The sequence below is a fragment of the Bifidobacterium thermacidophilum subsp. thermacidophilum DSM 15837 genome (genome assembly GCF_000426425.1).
GTDB classification, from domain to species: domain Bacteria; phylum Actinomycetota; class Actinomycetes; order Actinomycetales; family Bifidobacteriaceae; genus Bifidobacterium; species Bifidobacterium thermacidophilum.
In genome coordinates, this window is the sequence record NZ_AUFI01000010.1 from 107,424 (window position 1) to 131,043 (window position 23,620).

Here is a 23,620-nt window from a genome sequence, read left to right on the forward strand (position 1 = left end):
AAGGGTGAAGCTTGCCTACACGTCACACCATAGCCGTTGGGCTAGAGCAATCCGGCGGTCCGTCTCACGAAGTGGGCGCGCAATCCGAATTCGGTTCGTTTCAAGCGGTTTTCCTGTATTTCGCTGAAAGTTGCCCACACGCGCCGTCGATATCCTGTCCACGGGTGTCCCGCAGGGTCGCCGTGATGCCTGCGCGGTGCAGGATGTCAAGGAATTGGCGCTCGTCTTCCGGTTTGGACGCGGTCCACTTCGATCCCTCGATAGGGTTGAGCGGAATTGGGTTGACATGCGCCCAATCATCGCCGTAGTGGTTCAATCGTTTCGCGAGTAGTCGGGCATGTTCCGCCTGGTCGTTGATTCCCCGCATCAGCGCGTATTCGATGCTCACCCGGCGTTTGGTCGCCAGATAATAGTCATGAGCGGCATCGAGCACCTGGGTGGTGTTGAACCTGCGGTTCATCGGGACGAGTTCATCGCGCAGCTCGTCGCTGGGGGCATGCAGCGACACCGCGAGGCGGACAGGCAGCCCCTCTTGGGCGAGTTTTCGAATGCCAGGCACGACGCCGACCGTTGAGACGGTGATGTTGCGTGCGGAGATGCCAAACCCCTCCGGTGGCATCGCACTGATCTGCCGGACTGCGCTGATGACGGAACGGTAGTTGCCCATCGGCTCGCCCATGCCCATGAACACGACATTGCTCAATCGGCATGGACCGCCGGTGATGCCGCCGTCGCGAGCGGTTTTCGCCGCGATGCGCACCTGCTCGAGAATCTCGCCGGTCGACATGTTGCGCGTCAGTCCGAGCTGGCCGGTGGCGCAGAATGGGCAGCCCATCCCACAACCGACCTGGCTTGAGATACACAAGGTGGTGCGACTCGGGTATCGCATGAGCACGGATTCGATCATGGCCCCATCGAACAAGCGCCACAGCGTCTTGATTGTCGTTCCCTCGTCTGCGCTCTGGTGCGTGACCTCATGGATGAGTTCCGGGAAGAACGCCTCCTGCGCGGTGGCGCTGAGTTTCGACGGAAAATCGGTGAATGATTCGACATCCGTGTCGAAATGCGCGAAATAGTGGTTAGCGAGCTGCTTGACACGGAATTTGGGCATGCCGATGGCCTTCGCCGCAGCCACGCGTTCCTCGGGGCTCATATCGACCAGATGAACCGGCGGTTTGCCGCGTCGGGCATGGTCCTTGGCGAGCACATCGCGGAATGCGCCAGTGGTGCCTCCGGGTGTGATACCGGTTTCCGGTGTCTGACCCGAGTTCACATCGCCGTCATCGTGCGTAGCCATACATGCTCCTGTCGGTTGTGTTGCTTGGTTCTTGTATTGCGGGCGGACCCATGGAATGCTGTCATTGATGATGCCGACCGCGTATCAGGTTACAAGCCGGTGACATACAGCAACGCCATCATGAACGGGGCGGTCAGCAGAATGGAATCGACGCGGTCCATCACCCCGCCGTGACCTTTGAGCAGATGGCCCATATCTTTGATGCAGATGTCGCGCTTGAGCATGGATGCGCACAAATCGCCGAACGTGCCCACGATACCCATGAGGATGCCGACCACGATCGGCACCCACCAGCGGGATGCCCACAGAGACGGGTAGGTGCATGCGAAGATGGCGAACGCGCCCGCCATGGCGAACAGAATCGAGCCGAGCAGCCCTTCCACCGATTTCTTGGGGGAAATACGTGGAGACAGTTTGTGCTTGCCGAACCAAGCGCCGGCGAACAAGCCGCCGGTATCGCTCAACGCGGGCAGGAACACAATCATGATGGCATGGGCGAAAGCATGGCCGTGGAAGGTCAGCGACAATGCGATGAACGAGGCGATCAAGGGGATATACAACACTGCGAACACGGAGACCGCCACACTGGTCAGCCGGCTGTGCTGTACGGTGGCGGAACCGTGATTGAAGGAGGATTCGAGCCGTGCCCCGGCGTTTGTCTGCGCGAGTTTCCGCTCAACCTCCATGCTCAGCCGGTCTCCGAAGCTGAAATTCGCGGTGGCGCTCAGTGCGACGAGCACGATTGAGAGCATGATGCACAAGGCCATTGTCGACACATGCCAAGGCGAATAGTAGGTTGCCAGCAGGGTGATCGTTGAGCAAATCCACAGCATCACCACAGGGATGTGCATGCCGGCGATCGCGAAATCGACTCGAAGCTCCCACAAGGCCAGGATCATGAAGACGACGAGCAACACCATGAACACGTCCATGCTGATCGCCAAGCATGCGATGATGATCGTGATCAGCACGACGGCCGTGGCAATCGCCTGGGGCATGTTGCGACCCGTCTTCTTGTTGATTTCCTCTATCGTTTCGTCGGCGTTGCCGTCATGCTCTACATGTTTGTCCATCATCATCCCTTATCGGCTCACCATCGGAAACGGGCCCCGACATCCGTGTATACGGCATGATCGAGGCCCGTCGTGTAGGGGTCCTCAGACCTCCATGATCTCCTTCTGCTTGGTTTCCAGCAGAGAATCAAGTTCGTCCGTGAACTGCTTGGTGATCTTGTCAAGCTCTTTGAGCTGGCGATCGCCGTCGTCCTCGCCCATATCGCCGTCCTTGACGGACTTGTCGATGGTTTCCTTGGCCTTGCGACGGATGTTACGAACCGCCACCTTGCCCTCTTCGGCCTTGGTCTTGGCGATCTTCACATATTCCTTGCGGCGTTCCTCGGTTAGCTCGGGCATGGTCGCGTAGATGACGCTGCCCTCCCTGCGGGGGCTGACGCCGAGATCGGAGTCGCGGATGGCCTTTTCGACGGCGTTCGCCTGTGAGGCGTCATAAGGAGTGACCGCCAGAGTACGCGGCTCTGGAACGCCGATGGTGGCGACGGCCTTGATTGGCGTAGGCACGCCGTAATACTCGACGGTCAGGCCGTTGAGCAGCGCCGGGTTCGCGCGCCCGGTACGGATGCCGGTGAAGTTCTCCTTGGTGGCTTCGACGGACTTGCTCATCTGTTCCTTGGCTTGTTCGATGACTGTGGCCATGCTATCTCCTTTGGCGGATTCGTCGTTGAACGACTGGTTGTTCTTATTGTATCGTCATGCGGCGTCGAATCGGCGCACGACCCTTGATGTTCAGTCGACGAGCGTCGATTGGGCGGTTGACACGAGCGTGCCGAGCTGTTCGCCGAGCAGGGCCTTGGTGACATTGCCCGGCTCCTCGAGCCCGAATACGCGGATCGGCTTGCGGTTGTCGCGTGCCATGGACAATGCGGACGCGTCCATGACAGCGAGGTTATCGACAAGGGCGCGATTGTAGCTGAGCGTGGCGAAACGCTGCGCTTTTTCGACTTTGCGCGGGTCGGCGGTATAGACACCGTCGACGCCGTTCTTGCCCATCAGCACCTCGTCGCAATGGATTTCCAAGGAACGCTGGATGGAAACCGTGTCAGTTGAGAAATACGGCATGCCGGCGCCGGCGCCGAAAATCACCACGCGGCCCTTTTCCAGATGCCTGATGGCCTTGAGCGGGATATACGGCTCGGCGACCTGCCCCATGGCGATGGCCGTCTGCACACGGGTGGCTTGGCCTTCCTGCTCGAGGAAGTCCTGCAATGCGAGGCAGTTCATAACGGTGCCGAGCATGCCCATGTAATCGCCGCGGCTGCGATCGATGCCGGCCTGTTGAAGTTCTGCTCCGCGGAAGAAGTTGCCGCCGCCGGTGACGATGGCTACCTGAACACCCTGACGTACTGCGGGAACGATTTCCTGGGCGATGCGCCGCACCACTTTCGTATCAATGCCGACTGCTCCCCCGCCGAACGCTTCGCCTGAGAGCTTGAGCAACACCCTGCGTGGCTTATCCGTGCCAGTCATATTTGGGCCTTTCTGTGCCTGTCTTATCATTGCCGCCTAACCACTGTAGCGTCGATGAACGACAGGCGTACATCGACTCGCACGCGGGTGTTGCATCACCGCATTGGGGATATCGCAAACCGCCAAAGATAGGAAAACCCGCCGCGGCCAGTTGCTTGAAACTGACTACGACGGGTATCGGTTCGCGTCCGTAGCCCTGACCCTCAGGTGATGGCACGGGGCGGACTGTCAGAGGCTCAGTCCTCTTCGTCGCCCTTGCCGACTTCGATACGGGCGAAAGCGATTGCCTTCGCACCGGCTTCGTCGAACAGCTTGCCGACGGTCTTGGACGGATCCTTGACGTAATCCTGATCCAGAAGCACCGCTTCCTTGTAGAAAGCGTTGAGACGGCCTTCGACGATCTTCGGCGCGATCTTGTCGATGACTGCCTGCGGCTTGCCCTTGGCGGCGAGCTCATCCGAAGTCTTCTCGGTCGCGATACGACGCTCGGACTCGAGAACGGTCGGATCGACGTCCTCACGGGTGAGCCAGCGCGGGCTCATCGCAGAAATCTGCAGCGCAGCCTCGTGAGCGACCTTTTCGCCGGCTTCGTCAGTGGCGATGAGGGCCACGATGGACGGCGGCATTTCGGCGGACTTGCGATGCGCGTAGATCTCGACATGAGGTCCGGCGATCTTGGCGAACTGGCCGACCTTGACATGCTCGCCGAAGAGCGCAGCGGCCTGTTCGATGTCCAGCTTGACATCGCCGTCAGCGGTCTTGGCTGCAAGCACGTCGTCCACGTTGTTCGCGTCGGCGGCGATGGCTGCGTCCAGCACGGAGTCGGCGAACTCGACGAACTTCGGGGTCTTTGCCACGAAATCGGTCTCGGAATTGATCTCAACAGCGTAGCCGACCTCGCCGTCCGCGGTCTTGACGACCTTAGACGCGATGGTGCCTTCCTGAGCCTTGCGGCCTTCGCGCTTACCTGCTGCCGCGATGCCCTTGGCGCGGATGATTTCCTTGGCGCGGGCGACATCGCCTTCGGCTTCGGTAAGAGCCTTCTTCACATCCATCATGCCGGCGCCGGTTTCTTCACGCACCTGCTTGATCAGAGCTGCAGTGATAGCTGCCATGTGTTGTCTCCTCTTGATTTTGAAGTGATACCCAGCGGCGGGAGATGGTTGGTCTCCCGCCGCCTAGGATAACAAATGCCGCGAATCAGGCCTTGGGCTCTTCGCTCTTGGTTTCTTCGGCCTCGGCAGTCGGGGCGTCCTTGGTCAGGAGCTCCTTCTCCCAAGCAGCCATCGGCTGTTCGGACTTGTCATCGGCCTTGGCCGCCTTGCCGGAACGCTCGAGCAGACCGTCGGCTACGGCGTCAGCCATCAGGCTGGTGAGCAGTTCGATGCCGCGGATCGCGTCATCGTTCGCCGGGATCGGGTAATCAACCAGATCCGGGTCGGTGTTAGTGTCAACGATGGCGACCACCGGAATGCCCAGCTTGTGGGCTTCGGAGACGGCCAGCGCTTCCTTGTTGATGTCCACGACGAACAGCACCGAAGGAGTGCGGTTCATGTTGCGGATACCGCCAAGCTGCTTCTCCAGCTTGTCCTTCTCGCGCTCAAGCAGCAGCAGTTCCTTCTTGGTCAGGCCGGAACCATGCACGTCGGTGAAGTCCATCTCTTCGAGTTCCTTGAGACGGGCGACGCGCTTGGACACGGTCTGGAAGTTGGTAAGCATACCGCCGAGCCAGCGCTCGGAGACATACGGCATACCGACGCGGATCGCCTGGTTCTTGATGGCTTCCTGCGCCTGCTTCTTGGTGCCCACGAAGAGAACCGTGCCGTTGTGGGCAACGGTTTCCTTGATGAAGTCGTAGGCGACGTCAATCAGATCAAGGGACTTGAACAGATTGATGATGTGGATGCCGTTGCGCTCCATGAGGATGTACTGCTTCATCTTCGGATTCCAACGGCGGGTCTGATGGCCGAAATGGAGACCGGCCTTCAGCATGTCGCTCATAGTGATCTGAGCCATGGTACTGCTACCTTTCATTGTCGGTTATTGCCTGGCCATGTGCCTCCGCGTGCAACCTGATACCAGGCCGACCGACACGGGGCGTCGCGGACATGACGCGAATTATGCGCCGGTTGGACAATGGGTGCTTCCTAGCTGCGCGACTTGCACGGAAGCGATACGGCGCACGGGGCAAGATAATAGCACGGACCGGGGATTTCCCGATCCGTGCCATCACACAACCAACCGCCAGATCAGCGTTCGCCGCGCAACTGCCTCATTGCGGCCCTGCGCTCGCTTTTCTCCAGCCGGTCCAGATAGATATGGCCGTCGAGGTGGTCTGTCTCATGCTGCAGCATTCTTCCCATGATGCCTTTGCCTTCGAGCACGACGGTTTTTCCGTCGAGGTCGATGCCGCGCACCCGGGCGTAATCGGCGCGACGGGTCTTGTACCACAAGCCGGGTACGGAGAGGCAGCCTTCATCGGCGTATTGTTCGCCCTGCTTATCCTCGATTACCGGGTTGAGGACATAGCCGACCTTGCCTTCGATGTTGTATGAGAAGGCGCGCAGACTCACGCCGATCTGGTTTGCTGAAAGTCCGGCGCGACCGGGATCGTCGACGGTGTCGAGCAGATCCTGCACCAAACGGCGGATTGCCGGCGTGATTGTGGTGATCTCATCGCACGGGGTGCGCAGGATGGGATCGGGAATTACTCGAATCTCTCGGATTGCCAATTGTCACTTCTCCTCTGTCTCATTGGTGCTCTCAGTGCCGTTGTCTTGGGTCTCGGCATCCGTGCCCCGAGCGAGTTCCTCGTCGGAGTTTTCGCCCTGCCGCTTGGCGCGGAGTTCGGCCATATTCGACTTGGCCTGGTCAATCGCTTGCTTAACCTTCGGGCTGACGGTCTCAGAGACCTGCGACACCGTCTCCGCGGTCTTGTCAAACAGTTTCACGGTCGCGGGAATCGGTACGGACGGGCCTTTCGGCGTGTAGATGACATGCTCGATGATATCGTCGTAACGCTCGATGACCTTCTTGCGCACCATTTTCATGCTTGGGGTAAGCGTGCCGGCGTCCTGGCTGAAATCATCGGGAAGAATGGCGAACTTGCGCACCGATTCCGCACGAGAGACGGAGCTGTTCGCCTGATCGATGTACTGCTGCACGAACGCCCTGACAGCATCGTTGTTCGCGATTTGTTCCATTGGCATCTCGGCATCCATACCCTGGTTCTTCAGCCAATCACGGGTCATCTCTTCGTCGAGCGCGATGAGTGCCGCCACGAACGGCCGTCCATCGCCGATCACTACGGTGTGCGAGACGATCGGGCAGGTGTTGATCGTGTCTTCCGACGGTGCCGGACTGATGTTCTTGCCGCCCGCGGTGATAATGATATCCTTCTTGCGGCCGGTGATGAACAGGAATCCGCGGTCGTCGATATATCCGATATCGCCGCTGTGCAGCCAGCCGTCGGGCTCAAGGACTTCAGCCGTGAGTTCCGGCTGCTTGAAATAGCCTTTGAACACATTCGGGCCTTTTATTTCGACTTCTCCGTCGTCCAGCGTCCTGATCGCGATGCCGGGGCCGGGGCGACCGACCGAACCTACTTCGTTCGCGTCTTCGAAGTTGACCACGCACGGAGCTGCGGTTTCCGTCATGCCGTACCCCTGGATGAAGGTAATGCCGTCCATACCGTTGAAGAAATGGGCGAGGTCGGCGTTGATGGGCGCGCCGCCGCAGGCAAGATACTTAAGGTTCGGGCCGAGTGCGGAGCGCATCGATTTGCCGACCGTGGCCATGTAGAAACGATGGTGGATCCGCTCCCCCAAAGTATGACGGCCTTGGTGCTCGTCCTCATCCTTCGACCATTGGGCGAAATGCTTGAACGCCTTGGCGAACACGCGGCCCTGGAAGCCTGCGCCGGCCTTCTGCGAAGCCGCGTTGTAAACCTTCTCGAACACGCGCGGCACGCCGAGCAGATACGTTGGCTTGAAACTGCGCAGATCGGCGAGCAGATGCTTGGCTGTAGAGATATACCCAACCACGCCCTGGGCGCCGATCGCGGTGTACTGGATGTACCTGGCGAAGCAGTGTGCCAGCGGCAGAAACAGCAGCAGGCGGCTGGGCTGGTACAGCATCTCGTCGAGCACGTCGTAGCCAGCATAGACGATGTGGGTGAAGTTGCGGCTGGTGAGCATGGCGCCTTTGGGCTTGCCCGTCGAACCTGAGGTGTACACAATGGTCGACACGTCGTCGGCCTTGACCTTGCTCATGGCGAGGGCGAGCTCGTCATCGGTGACGGATTCCCCGAAATCAACGACGGCGTTAAGCCCATCGGTCTGGAAATTGAACACGTAGGTCAGGTCAGGGCTGTCACGCCGGATGGCGTCAAGCGTATGGGCATGCGATTCATCGCCGGCGAATGCGATGATTGGCTTGACATCCTGGACAATGCCTGCCGCCTGCTTGGCGGAATCCGTCTCGTAAATCGGTACGGTGACCGCACCGATCGCCGAGCATGCGAAGTCCACGATCGCCCAGTCGTAGCAGGTGGCGGAGTAGATGACCACCATGCTGCCGTGCTTGACGCCAATACCCAACAGACCGCGGGCGACCGCGCGGACACGGTCATCCATCTCCTGTGCGCTGACCGTATGCCATACACGGTCGCGTTCACTCTGCCATTCGGCTATCGCTCCTTGCGGATCGCGTTGTGCACGCTTCGCGAGGAGCGAGTAGACCGTATCGTCATCCGTGGTCTGATAGACCGGATCAACAGAAAATTCTTTCAGCATGTGTTCAACTATAGTCCTATGGCTTGCTTGGAACATGGATGTTCGCTGGGATTGGTCAGCCAATGTCCGCGAGGTCGCAAATCCACCGGCTTGCTTTGCGGCGGAAGACAAGCATCGAATGGAACACAATGGTGCCGATGTTGACGTTGACCGTGCATTCCATGAGCTCACTGGTCACCAGCGCGAAATGGATCCATTGCGGCATAGGTGGAACCATTTTGATCATCGCGTTTTTCTTATCTTCGAGATTGAGGATGTCATAGCAACCAACCAGCTGCCACATGAATTCAAGACGTTCGATGCATTGAGGCGCCAGATGTTTGCGTAATAAGGGTGTTATGCCGCGGCCGCGATAGGTGTCGGCGAGCATGCACGCCATGTTGTAGACGAGGAATGCGTATTCCTGGCAGAATTTCACACTGTACGTGTCGGGGGCTTCGGGAAAGAAGCCGACGATGCGCACGGGGACCGTGACCCCGAAGGAGCCCACGGTGATATTGCCCTCCATTCTGGGCAGATTGCGTTCGTACCGGTATGTCCACAGTTCGGTGCTGTCATTCATATGGTGTTCCCCCTTACGGGCTTCATTGCTCGCCGGCCTGTTGCCGGATGACTATTCAAGGGGAACAGAAAAATCCCGCCATGTCAACCGGCATGACGGGATTTGTGGATATGTGGATAACTTGCCTCGGTCAACGACCGGAGGAGGTAACGACCACCGAGCAACGCTGGAAATTCTTCACGTCCACATAACCCGTGGACGCCATGGCACGGCGAAGCGCACCGATGAAATTGGTCGTACCATCAGCCTGATGGCTGGGCCCATACAGAATCTCCTTGAGCGGGGCGACGGTACCGACATTGGTGCGTTTGCCTCGCGGAAGCGTCTGATGCCGCGCCTCGGAACCCCAATGCATGCCATGACCGGGGGCCTCGGTCGCACGGGCGAGCGGCGAACCCAGCATCACCGCGTCGGCGCCGAGTGCAAGAGCCTTGATGAAGTTGCCCGACGAGCCCATGCCGCCGTCGGCGATGAGCTGGACATACCGTCCGCCGGATTCATCCATGTAGTCGCGCCTTGCTTCGGCGATATCCGCGATGGCCGTGGCCATAGGGGCTTGAAGACCAATGGTGTTGAGCGTTCCCGAGACAGCGCCGCCGCCGAAGCCGACGAGCACACCCGCGGCGCCAGTGCGCATCAGATGCAGTGCCGCGGTGTAATTCGTGGCGCCTCCCACGATGACGGGGACATCAAGGTCGTAAATGAACTTCTTGAGATTGAGCGGCTCATGATCAGTGGACACATGTTCCGCCGACACTGCGGTGCCGCGGATCACGAACAGATCCACACCCGCTTCGATCACGGTGGAATACAGTTCCTGCGTACGCTGCGGGCTCAACGCTCCGGCGACGGTCACGCCCGCCTTGCGGATCTCGTGAAGGCGTTGCGTGATCAGCTCAGGCTTGATCGGCTCGGCATAAATTTCCTGCATGCGACGGGTCGCCTGCTCTTCCGGCAACGTGGCGATTTCGTCGAGAAGCGGCTTGGGATCTTCATACCGCGTCCACATGCCTTCGAGGTCAAGGACACCGAGTCCGCCGAGACGACCCATTTCGATGGCCGTTTCCGGGCTCGTTACCGAATCCATCGGCGCGGCGATGACCGGTATGTCGAACTCGTAGGCGTCAATCTGCCATGCCGTGCTGACGTCCTGCGGATCGCGCGTACGGCGGGACGGGACGATGGCGACATCATCCAGAGAGTATGCGAGCCGGGCCTTCTTGCCCAGACCGATTTCAATTTCCTGAGACATGGTTTCAAGGCTAATGCGAACTCGTGACGAACGCCATCAAGTTTCCACCAGCTGAAGCCTGATGTAGCATCGGGGCGTTCGAAGCGGCTCAAGCGGCGGAAGTGTCCAACATCGTGGACGCGGTCACACATTCGTTATGGGTTTGCGGTATGAATAAGATATCGCATAACCTTCACAACCCCGTGAGGAGGGCAATTCATGGCCAAGATTAAGGTCGAAGGCAAGGTCGTCGAGCTCGACGGAGACGAAATGACCCGCGTGATCTGGAAGGATATCAAGGATCATCTGATCCTCCCCTATCTCGACATCGACTTGGAATACTACGATCTGGGCATCAAGAACAGGGACGCCACCGACGACCAGGTGACCATCGACGCGGCCAACGCCATCAAGCGCGAACATGTCGGCGTCAAATGCGCAACCATCACCCCGGACGAGGCCAGGGTCAAGGAATTCGGTCTGAAGAAGATGTGGAAGTCTCCCAACGGCACCATCCGCAACATCCTCGGCGGCACCATCTTCCGCGAGCCGATTGTGATTTCCAATATCCCGAGGCTCGTCCCTGGTTGGACCAAGCCGATTGTTGTCGCGCGTCATGCGTTCGGCGACCAGTACAAGGCGACCGATTTCAAGGTCGATCGACCGGGCCGCTTGACGGTCACCTTCACCCCGGACGACGGCAGCGAGCCGATTGAGCATGTGGTCTTCGATTACCCGGGTGCCGGCGTTGCGCAGGTGCAGTACAACGTGGCTGAATCCATCCGCGGGTTCGCACGGGCATGCTTCCGCTACGGCCTGCAGCGTCACCTGCCGGTGTATCTGTCCACCAAGAACACGATTCTCAAGGCGTACGACGGCGAATTCAAAGACATCTTCGCCGAGGTCTTCGAAACCGAGTTCAAGGACCAGTATGCCGCGGAAGGCCTGACCTACGAGCATCGCCTCATCGATGACATGGTGGCGAGCTCGCTGAAGTGGCACGGCGGGTACATCTGGGCGTGCAAGAACTATGACGGCGATGTCCAGTCCGACAGCGTCGCCCAGGGCTTCGGTTCGCTCGGTCTCATGACGTCTGTGCTCATGACACCGGACGGCCAGACCGTCGAAGCCGAAGCGGCGCACGGCACCGTCACCCGGCATTACCGTCGTTGGCTCAAGGGAGAGAAGACCTCGACCAACCCGATTGCCTCCATCTTCGCCTGGACCGGTGGCCTCAAGCACCGCGCCAAGCTGGACAACACGCCTGAAGTGGCGCATTTCGCCGAAACCCTAGAGCATGTGATCGTCCACACCGTGGAGTCCGGCCGTATGACCAAGGATCTCGCCATGCTCGTCGGTCCTGACCAGCCATGGCTTGACACCCAAGGCTTCATGGACGCTCTCGACGAGGAGCTGTCTCGGGCGCTCGCTCAGTAACGCTGAGCCGTTCGTGGAGGTATTGCCCGGGAACATCTTGTTCCCGGGCATTGCTGTATCCGGTAAGGTATACCATACGTGGGCACGTTCGGACAGAAAGGTTGATATGGGATCGCATCGCATCGGCACGTTGAAGGCTTTGTTCGCGTCTGTCGCGTGCATCGGCATGCTGTCCATGGCGGGCGCATGCGGCACGGGAAGCGATGGTCAGCCGACAAGTACCGCGACCTCCGGCTTGGGATTGGTGGCCATCTTCACCCCGTCCGACGGCATCACCATCTCGCAGCACACGCCACTGAACAAGTGGGCGAAACTTGTGCCTAGCATCAAAAGCGAGCTGGTGGAACAGGGGTTCGCTGCCAAGCAGATAAGCACGCATACGGACGGTAGTCTCGACAAGCAGAGCCAAGACATCCAGGATTATGTCGTGTCCCGCGCCGCCGAGACCTCGTCGAAGCATTCCTCGGCCAACGGCTCGACCACCTTGATTGTCGCGCCTTGCACGTCAACGGACAGTACCACGACACAATATGGTGATTATGTCACCAATCCCCTGGATTCCGAATCATCATCAAACAACGCCGATGCCGCAGCGGATCAGCGGATGACCAGCGCATTGACGCTCGCCCGGAAATCCGGCATGCATGTTATCGTGTTGTCCAACGACATCGGCGGGTTCTCGCCCGATGCTTTCGTTGAGATGTCAACTGCACGGAAGATCGGTGAGATCCAGGCAAAGCAGCTGGTCAGCAAACTGCAACTCGATTCGGCGTCCACCGCGAATCCGAAAACCATTGAGGTCTTTCTGCCTGTCGGTTCAGCCAAAGACAAAGACCAGTCGGTATCCATGGCCTTCGCCAAAGAGGCATTCAAAGGCATCTGGAAGGTGCTCGGCCCGTATTTCAAGTCGGGAGCCGTGGTCAGCGCCTCCGGCACACTCAATGCATCCACGTCGGCGACAAGTTGGAGTTCCGTGGCATTCACTGCCTCAAGCGATGACGACGTCAAGCAGGAGCTCGATTCCAGGCTCAAAACCGATGGAGCCAAGCAGCCGGCCTATATCGACGGCATCATCGCGATGAATGACTACATCGCATCGGTGATTGTGCAGGAACTCGACGCGCTCGGGTATGAAGGGTCTTCGGCTGAGATCAACCCATCGATATCGATTCTTGGCATCGTTGGCAATCTCGCCGGCCACAAGGATCTCACCAAGTCGGCCGTACCATCCCCCGCTGGCTTGAGGCAGGACGATACGTCCTCGGAAGCCTCCCTTCAATGGCCGATTGTGACCGGATACGGGGCATATACCGACATGCTTCCCGATATCGTGAACGGCAAGTTATGGATGACCGCCCTCGAAAACCGTGCGGAGCTGGCGACAGGCATCGCGAAAGTGAGTCGGCAGCTGGCGTCCGGCGGGGATGTGACCGCATTGCAATCGGTGAGCAAGACTACGGTCAATGGCAAGTCCGTGCCTACGTTCACGCAATCGCTGATCGCGGTGAGTGCGTCGAATCTCAAGAGCGAACTCATCGATACGGGGTATGTCACTTTGGCCGATGCAGGGTTGTGATTGTTTAGGCATGGTGTTTTTCGCCCGGGTGGGTATGGCTGTAAGTCTGCTGTCACGGCTGTGATGTCTGCGATGTCTGATCCGATGTTCCTCGCGAGGGCTTCAATCGCCGACCTGCACAGGTTTGAGTGCGATGGTTCTGGGCAGAATCAACGTTGACGGGTCAAGATAGTCGTCGGACGCATCCATGACGCCCCAATGGACACAGAGATCAAGACAATGGTCGGACAACCCATCGGCGACACCAAAAGGTTTACCCCTGAAAACCGGAGCGCCGGTTTCCAAGTCGCTGTGCGCCGGTTCGAATGTGGATGTCAGCCCGTCGGCGTGCTTGATGCTGATCACGTCTTTGCCGGCGACCGTTCCGTTGAAGGAGATGACGCCATCATCGGGTGCGATGAGGGCAGTGCCAGTGCCGGCCGTGATATCTACTCCCCTGTGTCCCGTGGCCCAGCGCATGGACGGACGGTCGAAGGCCTTGGAAATGTGAGCGTCGGCGACCGGCAACACCATCCGTGCACGGCATTGGCGGGCGGCGCCGGAGTTTGACGTATTGCTGTTGCGGATATCGGACATTTGCACTGACGATGTTGTCGCTGACGATGCCGCTGGGGATCGATTTGGGTTCCTGCCGGTTTCGGCGGATGCCGATATATCGGCAGTAATGGGTTGATGTGATGCGATGCGGGTCGATACCGTGCTCTGGTTCACTGCTTCGGTGATGCTCCTGCATGATGCGAGTACGGCCGCCGACACAATGGCCGGATTTTGCGGTGTGGGATCGCTTGGGATTGAAGTTTCGGAAATCCCCGAATGCGAACCTTGCGCAGGGAAAGCAATGACATTGCACGTGATGAGGATGCAAACGATTCGGGCGAACGTCGAGATGAACTGCGAAGTGGGTTTAGGAATAGGCTTCGATATGAACATAAGACCCCGTTCTCTGTGATGATGCGCTGTGCTGTCACGTTGTGCTGAAGTATATGAGTGCATCGTGCCATGATTGCCGCGATCGGGACAAGCCGCAACAGTTCATGTGGTCAAAAGTTACGGGGCATACGCAGGGGTATACAACACGGGCCGGCGTATACAACATACGCCGGCCCGGAACCTTGATCGGCCGCGGATTGGCCAATCACACATGGCGATCTGTCAGATCGCGCATCCATTCGCGTCGAGATTGGGATTGTCCTTGGAGTTGCCCGCGACGAAGAACAGACTGATGACTGCGACGGCGAAGACCGAGGCGATGGTGATGATCAGCCACATCGGCACGGACGGAATCCACATGATGACGAGGAATGAGATTGCGCACAGCAGGATTAGCGTCCACGTGATGATGCGCAATACCTGGCGCACTGAATGCGGGGTATGGCTTACTTTGGGGTTGTTGAGCGTGATATCCTCGTCTTCATGGCGCTCTTTCTGTACGCTGGAAGAGGGCTTCCACTCGCCCTCCTGCTCATACTCTTCGAGATGGCGAGAACGTTCCTGCAGGGCGTACTCGTCGACGAGTCCGCTACTACGATTGCCACCTTGTGCTTCGTTGGCCTGCTGAGGCACTCCCTTGTTCTGCTTGCTGCGCTTCGCTGCTGCGCGACGCTCTGCTCGGTTCGGCATTTCGCTCCCTTCGCGTTGTTGGGTTATCGGTCACTAGTGTACTCGCCTGCCAAGGTACCGTTTGTGACTCTGTTGAGCCGGTTATGCCAGGTGACTTGTACTGACTGTGAAGAACCTGATGGCGGATGGAATCGGGATATTGCCTAATTCCATCCGCCATCAGTGAGTGGGCTCCCCGTTTCAGCGGGGCAGCATCATCGGGCGTTGAGTCGGCACGATGGGTGCCGGCAGCTCGGTGGATCCGGTGAGATATCTGTCAACGGCGGCCGCGCAGCTGCGGCCTTCGGAAATCGCCCAGACGACGAGGCTCTGGCCACGGCCGGCGTCGCCGCACACGAAGACGCCATCCTGCGAAGTGGCGAAATCGTCATTGCGGGCGACGTTTCCACGCTTGTCCAGTTCGATCGGCATTTGCTCCATGATTGAAGAGGTGTCCGGATGCAGGAACCCGACGGAAATCAGAACCAGATCTGCTGGGATGACACGCGCGGTTCCGGGCTGGCGAGTGAACGGCCCGTTCTCACCTGGAGCCACGTCCACGATCTTCAGACCGGTGACATGGCCGCGCTCGTCCGCGAGGAACGCGGATGCGGTCGCGGAGTTCTCGACGGTCACCTTGTCGGCGTCTGCATCTTCGAATTCCACGGAATCCACGTTGTACAGGTACGTGCCGCCCTCTTCCATCGACGAGGTCTTCTGGTAGGTGCGTGCATACGTCGGCCACGGGGAATTGTCCGGCCTGGAGGATGGTTCCTTCGGCATAATCTGTAGGACGGTGACGTCCTTCGCGCCTTGGCGTATTGCGGTTCCCAAGCAGTCGGAACCGGTATCGCCGCCGCCGATGACCACGACATGCTTGTCTTTTGCGGTGATGTCGTGCACCGGCTCCACGCCGTAGACGCGTCGAGTCGCATCAGGCAGGAATTCCATGGCGAAATGGATGCCGTCAAGCTCACGGCCCGGCAACTTCATATCGCGAGGGACCGTCGAACCGATAGCTACCACGACAGCATCGTAACGGTCACGAAGCTCGTCCCAGCTGATATCCTTGCCGATTTCGATGTTGGTGCGGAATCGGGTGCCTTCGGCCTCCATCTGCTTGACTCTGCGGTCGAGCAGACGCTTGTCGAGCTTGAAATTCGGGATGCCGTAGCGCATAAGTCCGCCGATTGCGTCGTCACGCTCGTAGACGACAACCGTATGGCCTGCACGGGTCAGCTGTTGGGCGCAAGCCAACCCCGAAGGGCCGGATCCGACGACCGCGACGGTCATATCGGTCAGACGTTCAGGTGGCATGGGCTTGACATAATCGAGCGCCCACGCCTGATCGATGATTGTTTCCTCATCGTTCTTGATCATGGTCGGCGGCTGATGGATGCCGAGCACGCATGCCTGCTCGCACGGCGCCGGGCAGATTCTGCCGGTCACTTCGGGGAAGTTGTTGGTCATAGACAACCGGTTGTAGGCGTCCTCCCACTTCTCCTGACGAACCAGATCGTTGAACTCCGGGATGAGGTTGCCCAGCGGGCATCCACTCATGCAGAACGGCGTGCCGCAATCCATGCACCGTGCAGCCTGCTGTGTGGTCCAAGGCTGCAAACCGCTTTCCGCGTGAACGTCAAGCCAATCCTTGATGCGTTCTTCGACCGGGCGCTCAGCAAGCTCGCGACGGGTGCGGACCTTCAGGAATCCTCTTGGATCTCCCATGTCAGTGTGCTCCTTCCATGACCTGCTCGTACACGTGCTCCCACGCACCGGGGGCGTTGAAGTCGACGTGGTTCTTTTCGGCTTGTTCCATCGCCTTGGTCATGGCGACGTAGTGCTTGGGCGTCACATGTGTGATGCGTGTGCGGGTGTGCTCCCAGTCATCCAGCAGGCTCTGGGCGAACGCAGAGCCGGTTTCCTCGGCATGCCGCTTGACCAAGCTGTGGACGAGCTCCTCGTCGGCGCCTTCCAACGATTCGAACAGCAATGCGCCGTTCTTGCGTGCACCCGGGTTGATCTGGTCCATGTCCAGATCGAGCACGTATGCGTTGCCGCCGGAGAAGCCGGCGCCAAAGTTGCGGCCCGTGGAACCGAGTACCACGACGACACCGCCGGTCATATACTCGCAGCCATGGTCGCCGACGCCTTCGACCACGAAGGTGGCACCGCCGTTACGTACGGCGAATCGTTCGCCTGCACGTCCGGCAACAAACATCTCGCCTGAGGTCGCGCCGAAACCGGTTACGTTTCCGGCAATCACGTTGGTGTGCGGATTGAAGGTGATGCCATGCTCCGGACGGATGATCATACGACCGCCGGACAGGCCCTTGCCCGCATAATCGTTGACCTCACCATAGACGCGGATAGTCTCCCCGCGCGGGATGAACGCGCCGATGGACTGGCCGCCCGAACCGTGGAAGGTCATGTCGATGGTGTCGTCGGGCAAGCCTTCGGCACCGTAACGGCGGGTGATTTCGTAGCCGACCATGGTGCCGAGCGTACGGTTCACGTTGCGGATGGGCATATCGATACGAACCGGTTCCTTGTGTTCAAGGGCAGGTTGCGCAAGCTCGATGAGCTTGTTGTCCAGCGCCTTGTCCAATTCGTGGTTCTGCTCGATGGTCTGATGAAGGATCGTTCCGGGAACAGGGCCGGGCTGCATGAGCACATTGCTCAGATCGATGCCGTCGGACTTCCAGCGCGCGACTGCTTCGTTCTGATTCAGGCACTCGACATGGCCGACGGCCTCTTCAAGCGTCCGGAAACCGAGCTGTGCCAGGATTTCGCGGACCTCCTGTGCGATGTACATGAAGAAGTTCATCACGTATTCAGGCTTGCCGCGGAAGCGCGCGCGCAATTCCGGATCCTGGGTCGCGATGCCTTGCGGGCAGGTGTTCTTATGGCATGCTCGCATCATCACGCAGCCTTCGGTCATGAGGGCGGCTGTTGCGAAGCCGAATTCCTCGGCTCCAAGCAGCGCTGCGATCACCACATCACGGCCGGTCTTGAGCTCACCGTCGCACTGGACGACGATGCGGGAGCGCAAACCGTTGAGTACCAGCGTTTGCTGGGTTTCAGCCAGACCAATCTCCCACGGCGTACCGGCGTGCTTGATGGCGTTGAGCGGAGCCGCGCCCGTGCCGCCGTCGTTGCCGGAGATGAGCACTACATCGGCATGGCACTTGGCCACACCAGCGGCGATGGTGCCGACGCCGAATTCGGAGACGAGCTTGACATGGATACGCGCCTTCGGATTCGCCATCTTCGCATCGTTGATCAGCTGCTTGAGATCCTCGATGGAATAGATGTCGTGGTGCGGCGGCGGGGAGATCAGCTCGACACCAGGTGTCGCATGACGGACCTTCGCAATCCACGGCGGCACCTTGGCACCCGGCAGATGGCCGCCCTCGCCCGGCTTGGCACCTTGCGCGAGCTTGATCTGCAGATCAGTGGCGTGTACCAGATAATCGCTGGTCACGCCGAAGCGCGCGGAAGCGATCTGCTTGATGCGGCTGTACCGGATCGGATCGTTGATACGGTCGTCGGATTCGCCACCCTCACCGGAGTTCGACCTCGCCCCAATGGTGTTCATCGCGATGGCAAGCGTCTCATGCGCCTCCTGCGAGATGGAGCCGTAGCTCATTGCACCTGTGGAGAAGCGTTTGACGATTTCGCTTGCGGGTTCGACCTCGGAGATGTCAATCGGTTTGCGGGTCTGCTTGAACTTCATGAGTCCGCGCAGGGTCATGAGACGGTTCGAAGTGTCGTTGATATGCGCGGAGTACCTCTTGAACAGGTTGTAATCACCACGTTTGGTGGACTGCTGAAGCAGGAAAATCGCCTCGGGGTCGTTGAGGTGGTCCTCACCGGTGCGACGCCACTTGTAATCGCCGCCGGTGCGCAGATTGCGGTGGGGACGGCTCGTCCACTGGTTCGGGTACGCCACACGGTGCCTGATCGCCACTTCTTCGGCGATTTCGTCAAGTCCCGCTCCCCCGACACGCGAAGTGGTGCCGGTGAAGTATTCGTCGATGACTTCCTTGTTCAGGCCGACGGCTTCGAACAGCTGCGCGCCTCGGTAGCTCATGATCGTGGAGACACCCATCTTGCTCATGATCTTGAGCACGCCGGTTGACAGCGCATGCATGAGGTTCTTGACGGCCGTCTGGGCATCGACCTTGAGATAGCCGTTGCGTGCCAGCTCCTCGACCGATTCGAAGGCGAGGTACGGGTTCACGCATGCGGCGCCGTATGCGATAAGCAGCGCGACATGGTGTATTTCACGGACATCGCCGGCTTCCACGGCAAGCGAGACCTGGGTACGCGTGTGCTTGCGCAGCAAGTGGTGTTGTACGGCGCTCGTCAGCAGAAGTGACGGGATAGGACCCCACGTGTGGTCGGATTCGCGGTCGGACAGCACGATGAAGTTCTTGCCCTGCTCGATGGCGTCATCGACTTCTTGGAAGATTTCGTCGAGACGCTCCTTCAGCGCCTTGCCGCCGCCTGCAACCTGATACAGGCCACGGACGACGAAGGGCTTGTAGAACCCGCCGAGGATTTTGGCTTTGTCAAGGCGCTTAAGCTGGGCCATCTGGTCCGAATCGATGACCGGCAGCGGGATGAGGATCTTCTTGGCATGCAGTTCGGTGTCCTGCAGAAGATTCGCTTCAGGGCCAATCGCCGATTCGAGGCTGGTGACGATACGCTCGCGCTCCCAATCCAGCGGAGGATTGGTAACCTGGGCGAATTTCTGGGTGAAGTAGTCGAACAGCATGCGGCTGCGCTTGGACAGGACAGCCGGCGGTGTGTCCGAGCCCATGGATCCGAGTGGTTCCTTGCCGGTGCTCGCCATCGGGGCGAGCAGCAGCTTCAAATCCTCTTCGGTGTAGCCGAAGGCGCGTTGACGACGCTGGACGGACTGGCCGCAGTGGCTGACGTGCTCGCGCACCGGCAGCTGACTCATCTCGACGGAGTTGCCTTCGATCCATTTACGGTACGGATGCTGCGAGGCAAGCTCATGTTTGATTTCGTCATCAGGGATGATGCGGCCTGCCTTGGTGTCGACGAGGAACATCTTTCCAGGCTCGAGACGGCCCTTGGCAACGATATGGTCCTGGCTGATTTCCGGGAGCACACCAGCCTCGGATGCAAGAACCAGATAGCCGTCGTCGGTGACCTGCCAGCGGCCGGGGCGGAATCCGTTGCGATCGAGCTGGGCTCCGACCAGTGTGCCGTCCGTGAAGACGATATCCGCCGGGCCATCCCAAGGCTCAATCAGTGTGTTGTTGTATTCGTAGAACGCCTTGACGTCAGGGTCGAGCGTGTCGTCGTTCTCCCAAGCCGGCGGGAGCATCATGAGCAGAGCGTGCGGGAGGCTGCGTCCGGCGAGATGCAGCAGTTCCAAGCACTCGTCGAAGGTGCCTGAATCCGAATATCCGGGGGTCGCGATCGGAAGCAACGGCTTGAATTCGCCGAGCAGCTCGGAGCTCAGCCTGCCTTCGCGGGCGGACAGCCAGTTACGGTTGCCCTGGATGGTGTTGATTTCGCCGTTGTGTGCAATCAGGCGGAACGGCTGGGCCAACGGCCAGCTCGGGAAGGTGTTCGTCGAGAAGCGTGAATGCACAATCGCGATAGTCGTCTTCATGCGCTCGTCAAGCAGATCTGGGAAGAACCCGGTCAGCTGCATGGTGGTGAGCATGCCCTTGTAGGTGATGGTGCGCGCCGACAGGGAAGCGAAGTAAATGCCGACTTCATGCTCGACGCGTTTGCGGATGCGGAAGGTCTTGCGATCGAGGTCGATTCCCGCAAGCTTGCCTTCCGGATCGGCCACGACCAGGGTCTTGAATGAAGGCATCGAGGCGAGGGCCTGCAACCCAAGACCGTCAGGGTTGGTCGGCACGATTCGCCATGCGAGGACTTCGAGGCCTTCTTCGTTGACGATCTTGGCGATGGCTTGCTCCTGCTGACCCGAGGTTGCAATGTCACGGTCCAGGAATGCGATGCCAGCGGCATAATGCCCGGCTTCGGGCAATTCCACACCGACAGTCGCACGCATGAACTCATCCGGCATCGCCATGAGGATACCAGCGCCGTCACCGGTGTTCTCCTCGGCGCCGACGGCTCCACGGTGATTGAGGTTGACCAGCACCTCAATGGCGTCGTCGACGATCTTGCGCTCGGGTTGTTTGTTCAACGTGGTGACCATGCCGACACCGCAGGCATCATGCTCTTGGGAAGGATCATACATGCCTTCCGGGCGATGAACCGTCAAATCTAGCGGGGCTTTGAACGTCACCGAAATCACCTCTCTTAAGGCAGGCGAATGCCTGCGGCCCAATACAGTGCTCTCATAGGGTACAGCCCGGACGCCCCGAAGGAGGTCCGATGTCCATATAACGAGTACGGGAAATTGTCAAGACCGGTTCGAGCACCGGCACGATATATCGTCAAATGGCAAGCGGCTTGACGGATCAGAAATCGGTCACGTCGAACTTGCGGTGTTTGAAGTAATAGTTGCGGTCCTCGGCGGTGATCTGCCTGATGACGCGGCAGGGGTTACCGGCGGCGATCACATTTGACGGGATGTCCTTGGTCACGACGCTGCCCGCACCAATCACCACGTTGTCCCCGATAGTTATACCCGGCAGCACCACGGTGTTTCCGCCAAGCCACACATTGTTTCCAATGGTGACCGGGATGCCGTATTCGTACCCGGAGTTCCGGCTTTCAGGATGCACCGGATGGCCTGCCGTGTAGATCGAGACATTCGGGGCGATGAAGGCATGCGATCCGATGGTCACCTTGCCCACATCGAGGATGGTGAGATTGAAATTAGCGTAGAAATCGTCCCCGACCGTGATATTGCTGCCATAATCGCAATGGAACGGCGGCTCAAGCCACGGCCGCTCCCCGACGCCGCCGAACAGCTCTCCCAACAGCTTCGGGATACCCGCCGGCTGATCGTCAGGTTCCATGGTGTTGAGTTCGAACAGTTTGCGCTTGCACGCCTGATGTTCCTCAGGCAACCCGTCAAGCCACGCCTTGTACGGCAAACCGGCCAACATTCGCTGCTTCTGATCCATATCGTCTCCATTCCACTGGCGGCACCCGCCGCCGCATCTGTAGGTATTGCCATACTAACAGCGCAACACGCCGGGGCGTCGGCAGGTCATGACCGGCTTACGGACGGAAAACATTAGGGCAAATAGTCGAACAGACGTTCGATGATGATGTCGTTGAGCAATCGCCCACGCAAGGTGGGAACGGCACGCACCGTTGCGGCACGGCGGTCCTTCGTATGTGAGCGATGCAAGGTGATCAGACCCTCATCGCGCAGCCCATGCCAAACATCATTCGCAATCAACCCGTTGAAGCGTGAGATGTCAAGCCCCGCCCTGAGCCTCAACCCCAGCATCAGCGTCTCTTCGAGGTTCTCGCGCGGGGAAATTCCCTCGGCACCCTGCCATGGGACGAAACCGGCGCCCACGCAACGCGCCCACGCCTTGGGGTGCGCGATATCCCATGAACGCAAACCCACGATGCCGCTGTCCGCGGCACAAGCATCGTCGGAAGTCGACCATGCGGCCCCCAGCAGCCTTTCCGCCGCGAGCTGGCCGGGTGCCGGGTTCGATTCAGCGTTCTCGGGTACAACGGTGCGGCGGAATCCGCCATAGATGTTGTCGCTGTCCGACGGTCCAAAACAATCGTCTCCGCCTGTGCCAGCCGTATGCCGCGCATAATGAGAATGCGCACCGGGGCCGATCCCCGCCCAATCCACGTTATGCCAGTACCCGAGATTATGTCTGGATTCATACCCAGGACGCGACCAGTTGCTGATTTCATACCATTGCAATCCCGCCGCAGACAGCCGTTCCTGCGCCATCTCGTATTTGGTGGCTTCATCATCGTCATCGGGGCGCTGCAGCCTTCCTGAGGCGATGAGACGGCCCATTTTTGTGCGTGGTGCGATGGTCAACGCGTATGCGGAGACGTGATTGACGCCGAGCGATACCGCCGTGTCAAGCGATGTCTTCCAATCGGCGAGGCTCTCCCCCGGTGCCCCGTAAATCAGGTCAACGCTGGAACGCATGCCGTTATCGTCTGCGGCACGCACTCCGGCCTCCACATTCGCCGGGGTGTGACGGCGGTCCAAGGTGCGCAGCACATGCCCGACCGCGGATTGCATACCGAAGGAAATGCGGTTGAATCCGCCTTGTGCAAGCTCGGCTACGTAGTCGGCGTCGACGGTGTCCGGATTCGCCTCAGTGGTGATTTCAGCATCGTCGGCAAGCCCCCAAATGCGTTGTACGGCGTGAAGCATGGACACCAGATCGCGTGCAGGCAGCACGGTGGGGGTCCCGCCTCCAAAGAAGACCGAACCCGCGGCAGGTTCATCGATGCCATGAGCCTGTTGCCACTCGGCGACGCGCTCCATCTCTTCGATCGCCATCCGTGCATACCCGTCCCGTGAAGCCCCACCGCCCAGGTCCTGCGCGGTGTACGTGTTGAAATCGCAATACCCACACCGCCTCAGGCAAAACGGGACATGGATATATACCTCAAACGTCATTGGGATA

At 59.3% G+C, this 23,620-nt stretch carries 18 protein-coding genes; 2 read left to right on the forward strand and 16 right to left on the reverse strand.

All coding sequences use genetic code 11. The annotated features are described in order from the left end of the window. Positions 1–100 precede the first annotated feature (100 nt). The 10 genes from rlmN to K315_RS0106810 form a co-directional block, all read right to left on the reverse strand. A complete protein-coding gene (gene rlmN / locus K315_RS0106765) occupies positions 101–1,297 on the reverse strand; it encodes a dual-specificity RNA methyltransferase RlmN (RefSeq protein ID WP_029576764.1) in 1,197 nt (398 codons plus the stop codon). Positions 1,298–1,386: 89 nt separating this feature from the next. After that, positions 1,387–2,370 carry a phosphatidate cytidylyltransferase gene (locus K315_RS0106770; protein WP_029576765.1) on the reverse strand — a complete coding sequence of 328 codons (984 nt, stop codon included), beginning with the start codon at positions 2,368–2,370 and terminating at the stop codon, positions 1,387–1,389. A gap of 84 nt (positions 2,371–2,454) precedes the next feature. Further along, entirely contained in the window at positions 2,455–3,009 is a 555-nt protein-coding gene (gene frr, locus K315_RS0106775) for a ribosome recycling factor (RefSeq protein ID WP_029576766.1), read from the reverse strand. 90 nt (positions 3,010–3,099) lie between these two features. Next, on the reverse strand, positions 3,100–3,840 hold the full coding sequence (pyrH, locus tag K315_RS0106780) for a UMP kinase (protein ID WP_029576767.1): 741 nt from the start codon (positions 3,838–3,840) through the stop codon (positions 3,100–3,102). Between the two features lie 236 nt (positions 3,841–4,076). Further along, complete coding sequence (gene tsf, locus K315_RS0106785; RefSeq protein WP_029576768.1) at positions 4,077–4,955, reverse strand: translation elongation factor Ts; 879 nt, start codon at positions 4,953–4,955, stop codon at positions 4,077–4,079. 85 nt (positions 4,956–5,040) lie between these two features. Then, on the reverse strand, positions 5,041–5,856 hold the full coding sequence (gene rpsB / locus K315_RS0106790; RefSeq protein ID WP_029576769.1) for a 30S ribosomal protein S2: 816 nt from the start codon (positions 5,854–5,856) through the stop codon (positions 5,041–5,043). 233 nt (positions 5,857–6,089) lie between these two features. Beyond that, complete coding sequence (gene def, locus K315_RS0106795; RefSeq protein WP_029576770.1) at positions 6,090–6,572, reverse strand: peptide deformylase; 483 nt, start codon at positions 6,570–6,572, stop codon at positions 6,090–6,092. 3 nt (positions 6,573–6,575) lie between these two features. Beyond that, complete coding sequence (locus tag K315_RS0106800) at positions 6,576–8,633, reverse strand: AMP-dependent synthetase/ligase (protein ID WP_029576771.1); 2,058 nt, start codon at positions 8,631–8,633, stop codon at positions 6,576–6,578. A gap of 55 nt (positions 8,634–8,688) precedes the next feature. Beyond that, positions 8,689–9,195, reverse strand: a complete 507-nt coding sequence (locus K315_RS0106805; protein WP_029576772.1) for a hypothetical protein — start codon at positions 9,193–9,195, stop codon at positions 8,689–8,691. Positions 9,196–9,325: 130 nt separating this feature from the next. Next, entirely contained in the window at positions 9,326–10,447 is a 1,122-nt protein-coding gene (locus K315_RS0106810) for a GuaB3 family IMP dehydrogenase-related protein (protein WP_029576773.1), read from the reverse strand. A gap of 198 nt (positions 10,448–10,645) precedes the next feature. Between K315_RS0106810 and K315_RS0106815 the strand changes: the two genes are divergently transcribed. Both K315_RS0106815 and K315_RS0106820 read left to right on the forward strand, forming a co-directional pair. Next, positions 10,646–11,863 (forward strand): NADP-dependent isocitrate dehydrogenase, encoded by a 1,218-nt coding sequence (locus tag K315_RS0106815; protein ID WP_029576774.1) that lies wholly within the window; start codon positions 10,646–10,648, stop codon positions 11,861–11,863. 106 nt (positions 11,864–11,969) lie between these two features. Continuing rightward, entirely contained in the window at positions 11,970–13,439 is a 1,470-nt protein-coding gene (locus tag K315_RS0106820; RefSeq protein WP_029576775.1) for a substrate-binding domain-containing protein, read from the forward strand. Positions 13,440–13,541: 102 nt separating this feature from the next. Here K315_RS0106820 and K315_RS10505 read toward each other — a convergent pair whose 3' ends face one another. The 6 genes from K315_RS10505 to hemW all read right to left on the reverse strand — a co-directional run bounded on the left by K315_RS10505 (position 13,542) and on the right by hemW (position 23,613). Further along, positions 13,542–14,015, reverse strand: a complete 474-nt coding sequence (locus K315_RS10505; protein ID WP_052316564.1) for a M23 family metallopeptidase — start codon at positions 14,013–14,015, stop codon at positions 13,542–13,544. A 576-nt stretch (positions 14,016–14,591) separates the two neighbouring features. Further along, positions 14,592–15,059 (reverse strand): membrane protein, encoded by a 468-nt coding sequence (locus K315_RS0106830; RefSeq protein ID WP_029576777.1) that lies wholly within the window; start codon positions 15,057–15,059, stop codon positions 14,592–14,594. 180 nt (positions 15,060–15,239) lie between these two features. After that, positions 15,240–16,766 carry a glutamate synthase subunit beta gene (locus K315_RS0106835; protein WP_029576778.1) on the reverse strand — a complete coding sequence of 509 codons (1,527 nt, stop codon included), beginning with the start codon at positions 16,764–16,766 and terminating at the stop codon, positions 15,240–15,242. Position 16,767: 1 nt separating this feature from the next. Continuing rightward, positions 16,768–21,339, reverse strand: coding sequence for a glutamate synthase large subunit (gltB, locus tag K315_RS0106840; RefSeq protein ID WP_029576779.1), 4,572 nt, complete (start codon positions 21,337–21,339; stop codon positions 16,768–16,770). Between the two features lie 175 nt (positions 21,340–21,514). Next, positions 21,515–22,126: a sugar O-acetyltransferase gene (locus K315_RS0106845; protein ID WP_029576780.1), complete on the reverse strand. Its 612-nt coding sequence runs from the start codon at positions 22,124–22,126 to the stop codon at positions 21,515–21,517. 113 nt (positions 22,127–22,239) lie between these two features. Beyond that, entirely contained in the window at positions 22,240–23,613 is a 1,374-nt protein-coding gene (gene hemW / locus K315_RS0106850) for a radical SAM family heme chaperone HemW (protein ID WP_029576781.1), read from the reverse strand. Between the last annotated feature and the right edge of the window lie 7 nt (positions 23,614–23,620).

What these genes read in the sequence shown, in the direction of transcription:
- rlmN (WP_029576764.1), bottom strand. Translation starts at nt 1,297, where the DNA reads ATGGCTACGCACGATGACGGCGATGTGAACTCGGGTCAGACACCGGAA.
- K315_RS0106770 (WP_029576765.1), bottom strand. Translation starts at nt 2,370, where the DNA reads ATGGACAAACATGTAGAGCATGACGGCAACGCCGACGAAACGATAGAG.
- frr (WP_029576766.1), bottom strand. Translation starts at nt 3,009, where the DNA reads ATGGCCACAGTCATCGAACAAGCCAAGGAACAGATGAGCAAGTCCGTC.
- pyrH (WP_029576767.1), bottom strand. Translation starts at nt 3,840, where the DNA reads ATGACTGGCACGGATAAGCCACGCAGGGTGTTGCTCAAGCTCTCAGGC.
- tsf (WP_029576768.1), bottom strand. Translation starts at nt 4,955, where the DNA reads ATGGCAGCTATCACTGCAGCTCTGATCAAGCAGGTGCGTGAAGAAACC.
- rpsB (WP_029576769.1), bottom strand. Translation starts at nt 5,856, where the DNA reads ATGGCTCAGATCACTATGAGCGACATGCTGAAGGCCGGTCTCCATTTC.
- K315_RS0106800 (WP_029576771.1), bottom strand. Translation starts at nt 8,633, where the DNA reads ATGCTGAAAGAATTTTCTGTTGATCCGGTCTATCAGACCACGGATGAC.
- K315_RS0106805 (WP_029576772.1), bottom strand. Translation starts at nt 9,195, where the DNA reads ATGAATGACAGCACCGAACTGTGGACATACCGGTACGAACGCAATCTG.
- K315_RS0106810 (WP_029576773.1), bottom strand. Translation starts at nt 10,447, where the DNA reads ATGTCTCAGGAAATTGAAATCGGTCTGGGCAAGAAGGCCCGGCTCGCA.
- K315_RS0106815 (WP_029576774.1), top strand. Translation starts at nt 10,646, where the DNA reads ATGGCCAAGATTAAGGTCGAAGGCAAGGTCGTCGAGCTCGACGGAGAC.
- K315_RS0106820 (WP_029576775.1), top strand. Translation starts at nt 11,970, where the DNA reads ATGGGATCGCATCGCATCGGCACGTTGAAGGCTTTGTTCGCGTCTGTC.
- K315_RS10505 (WP_052316564.1), bottom strand. Translation starts at nt 14,015, where the DNA reads ATGTCCGATATCCGCAACAGCAATACGTCAAACTCCGGCGCCGCCCGC.
- K315_RS0106830 (WP_029576777.1), bottom strand. Translation starts at nt 15,059, where the DNA reads ATGCCGAACCGAGCAGAGCGTCGCGCAGCAGCGAAGCGCAGCAAGCAG.
- K315_RS0106835 (WP_029576778.1), bottom strand. Translation starts at nt 16,766, where the DNA reads ATGGGAGATCCAAGAGGATTCCTGAAGGTCCGCACCCGTCGCGAGCTT.
- K315_RS0106845 (WP_029576780.1), bottom strand. Translation starts at nt 22,126, where the DNA reads ATGGATCAGAAGCAGCGAATGTTGGCCGGTTTGCCGTACAAGGCGTGG.
- hemW (WP_029576781.1), bottom strand. Translation starts at nt 23,613, where the DNA reads ATGACGTTTGAGGTATATATCCATGTCCCGTTTTGCCTGAGGCGGTGT.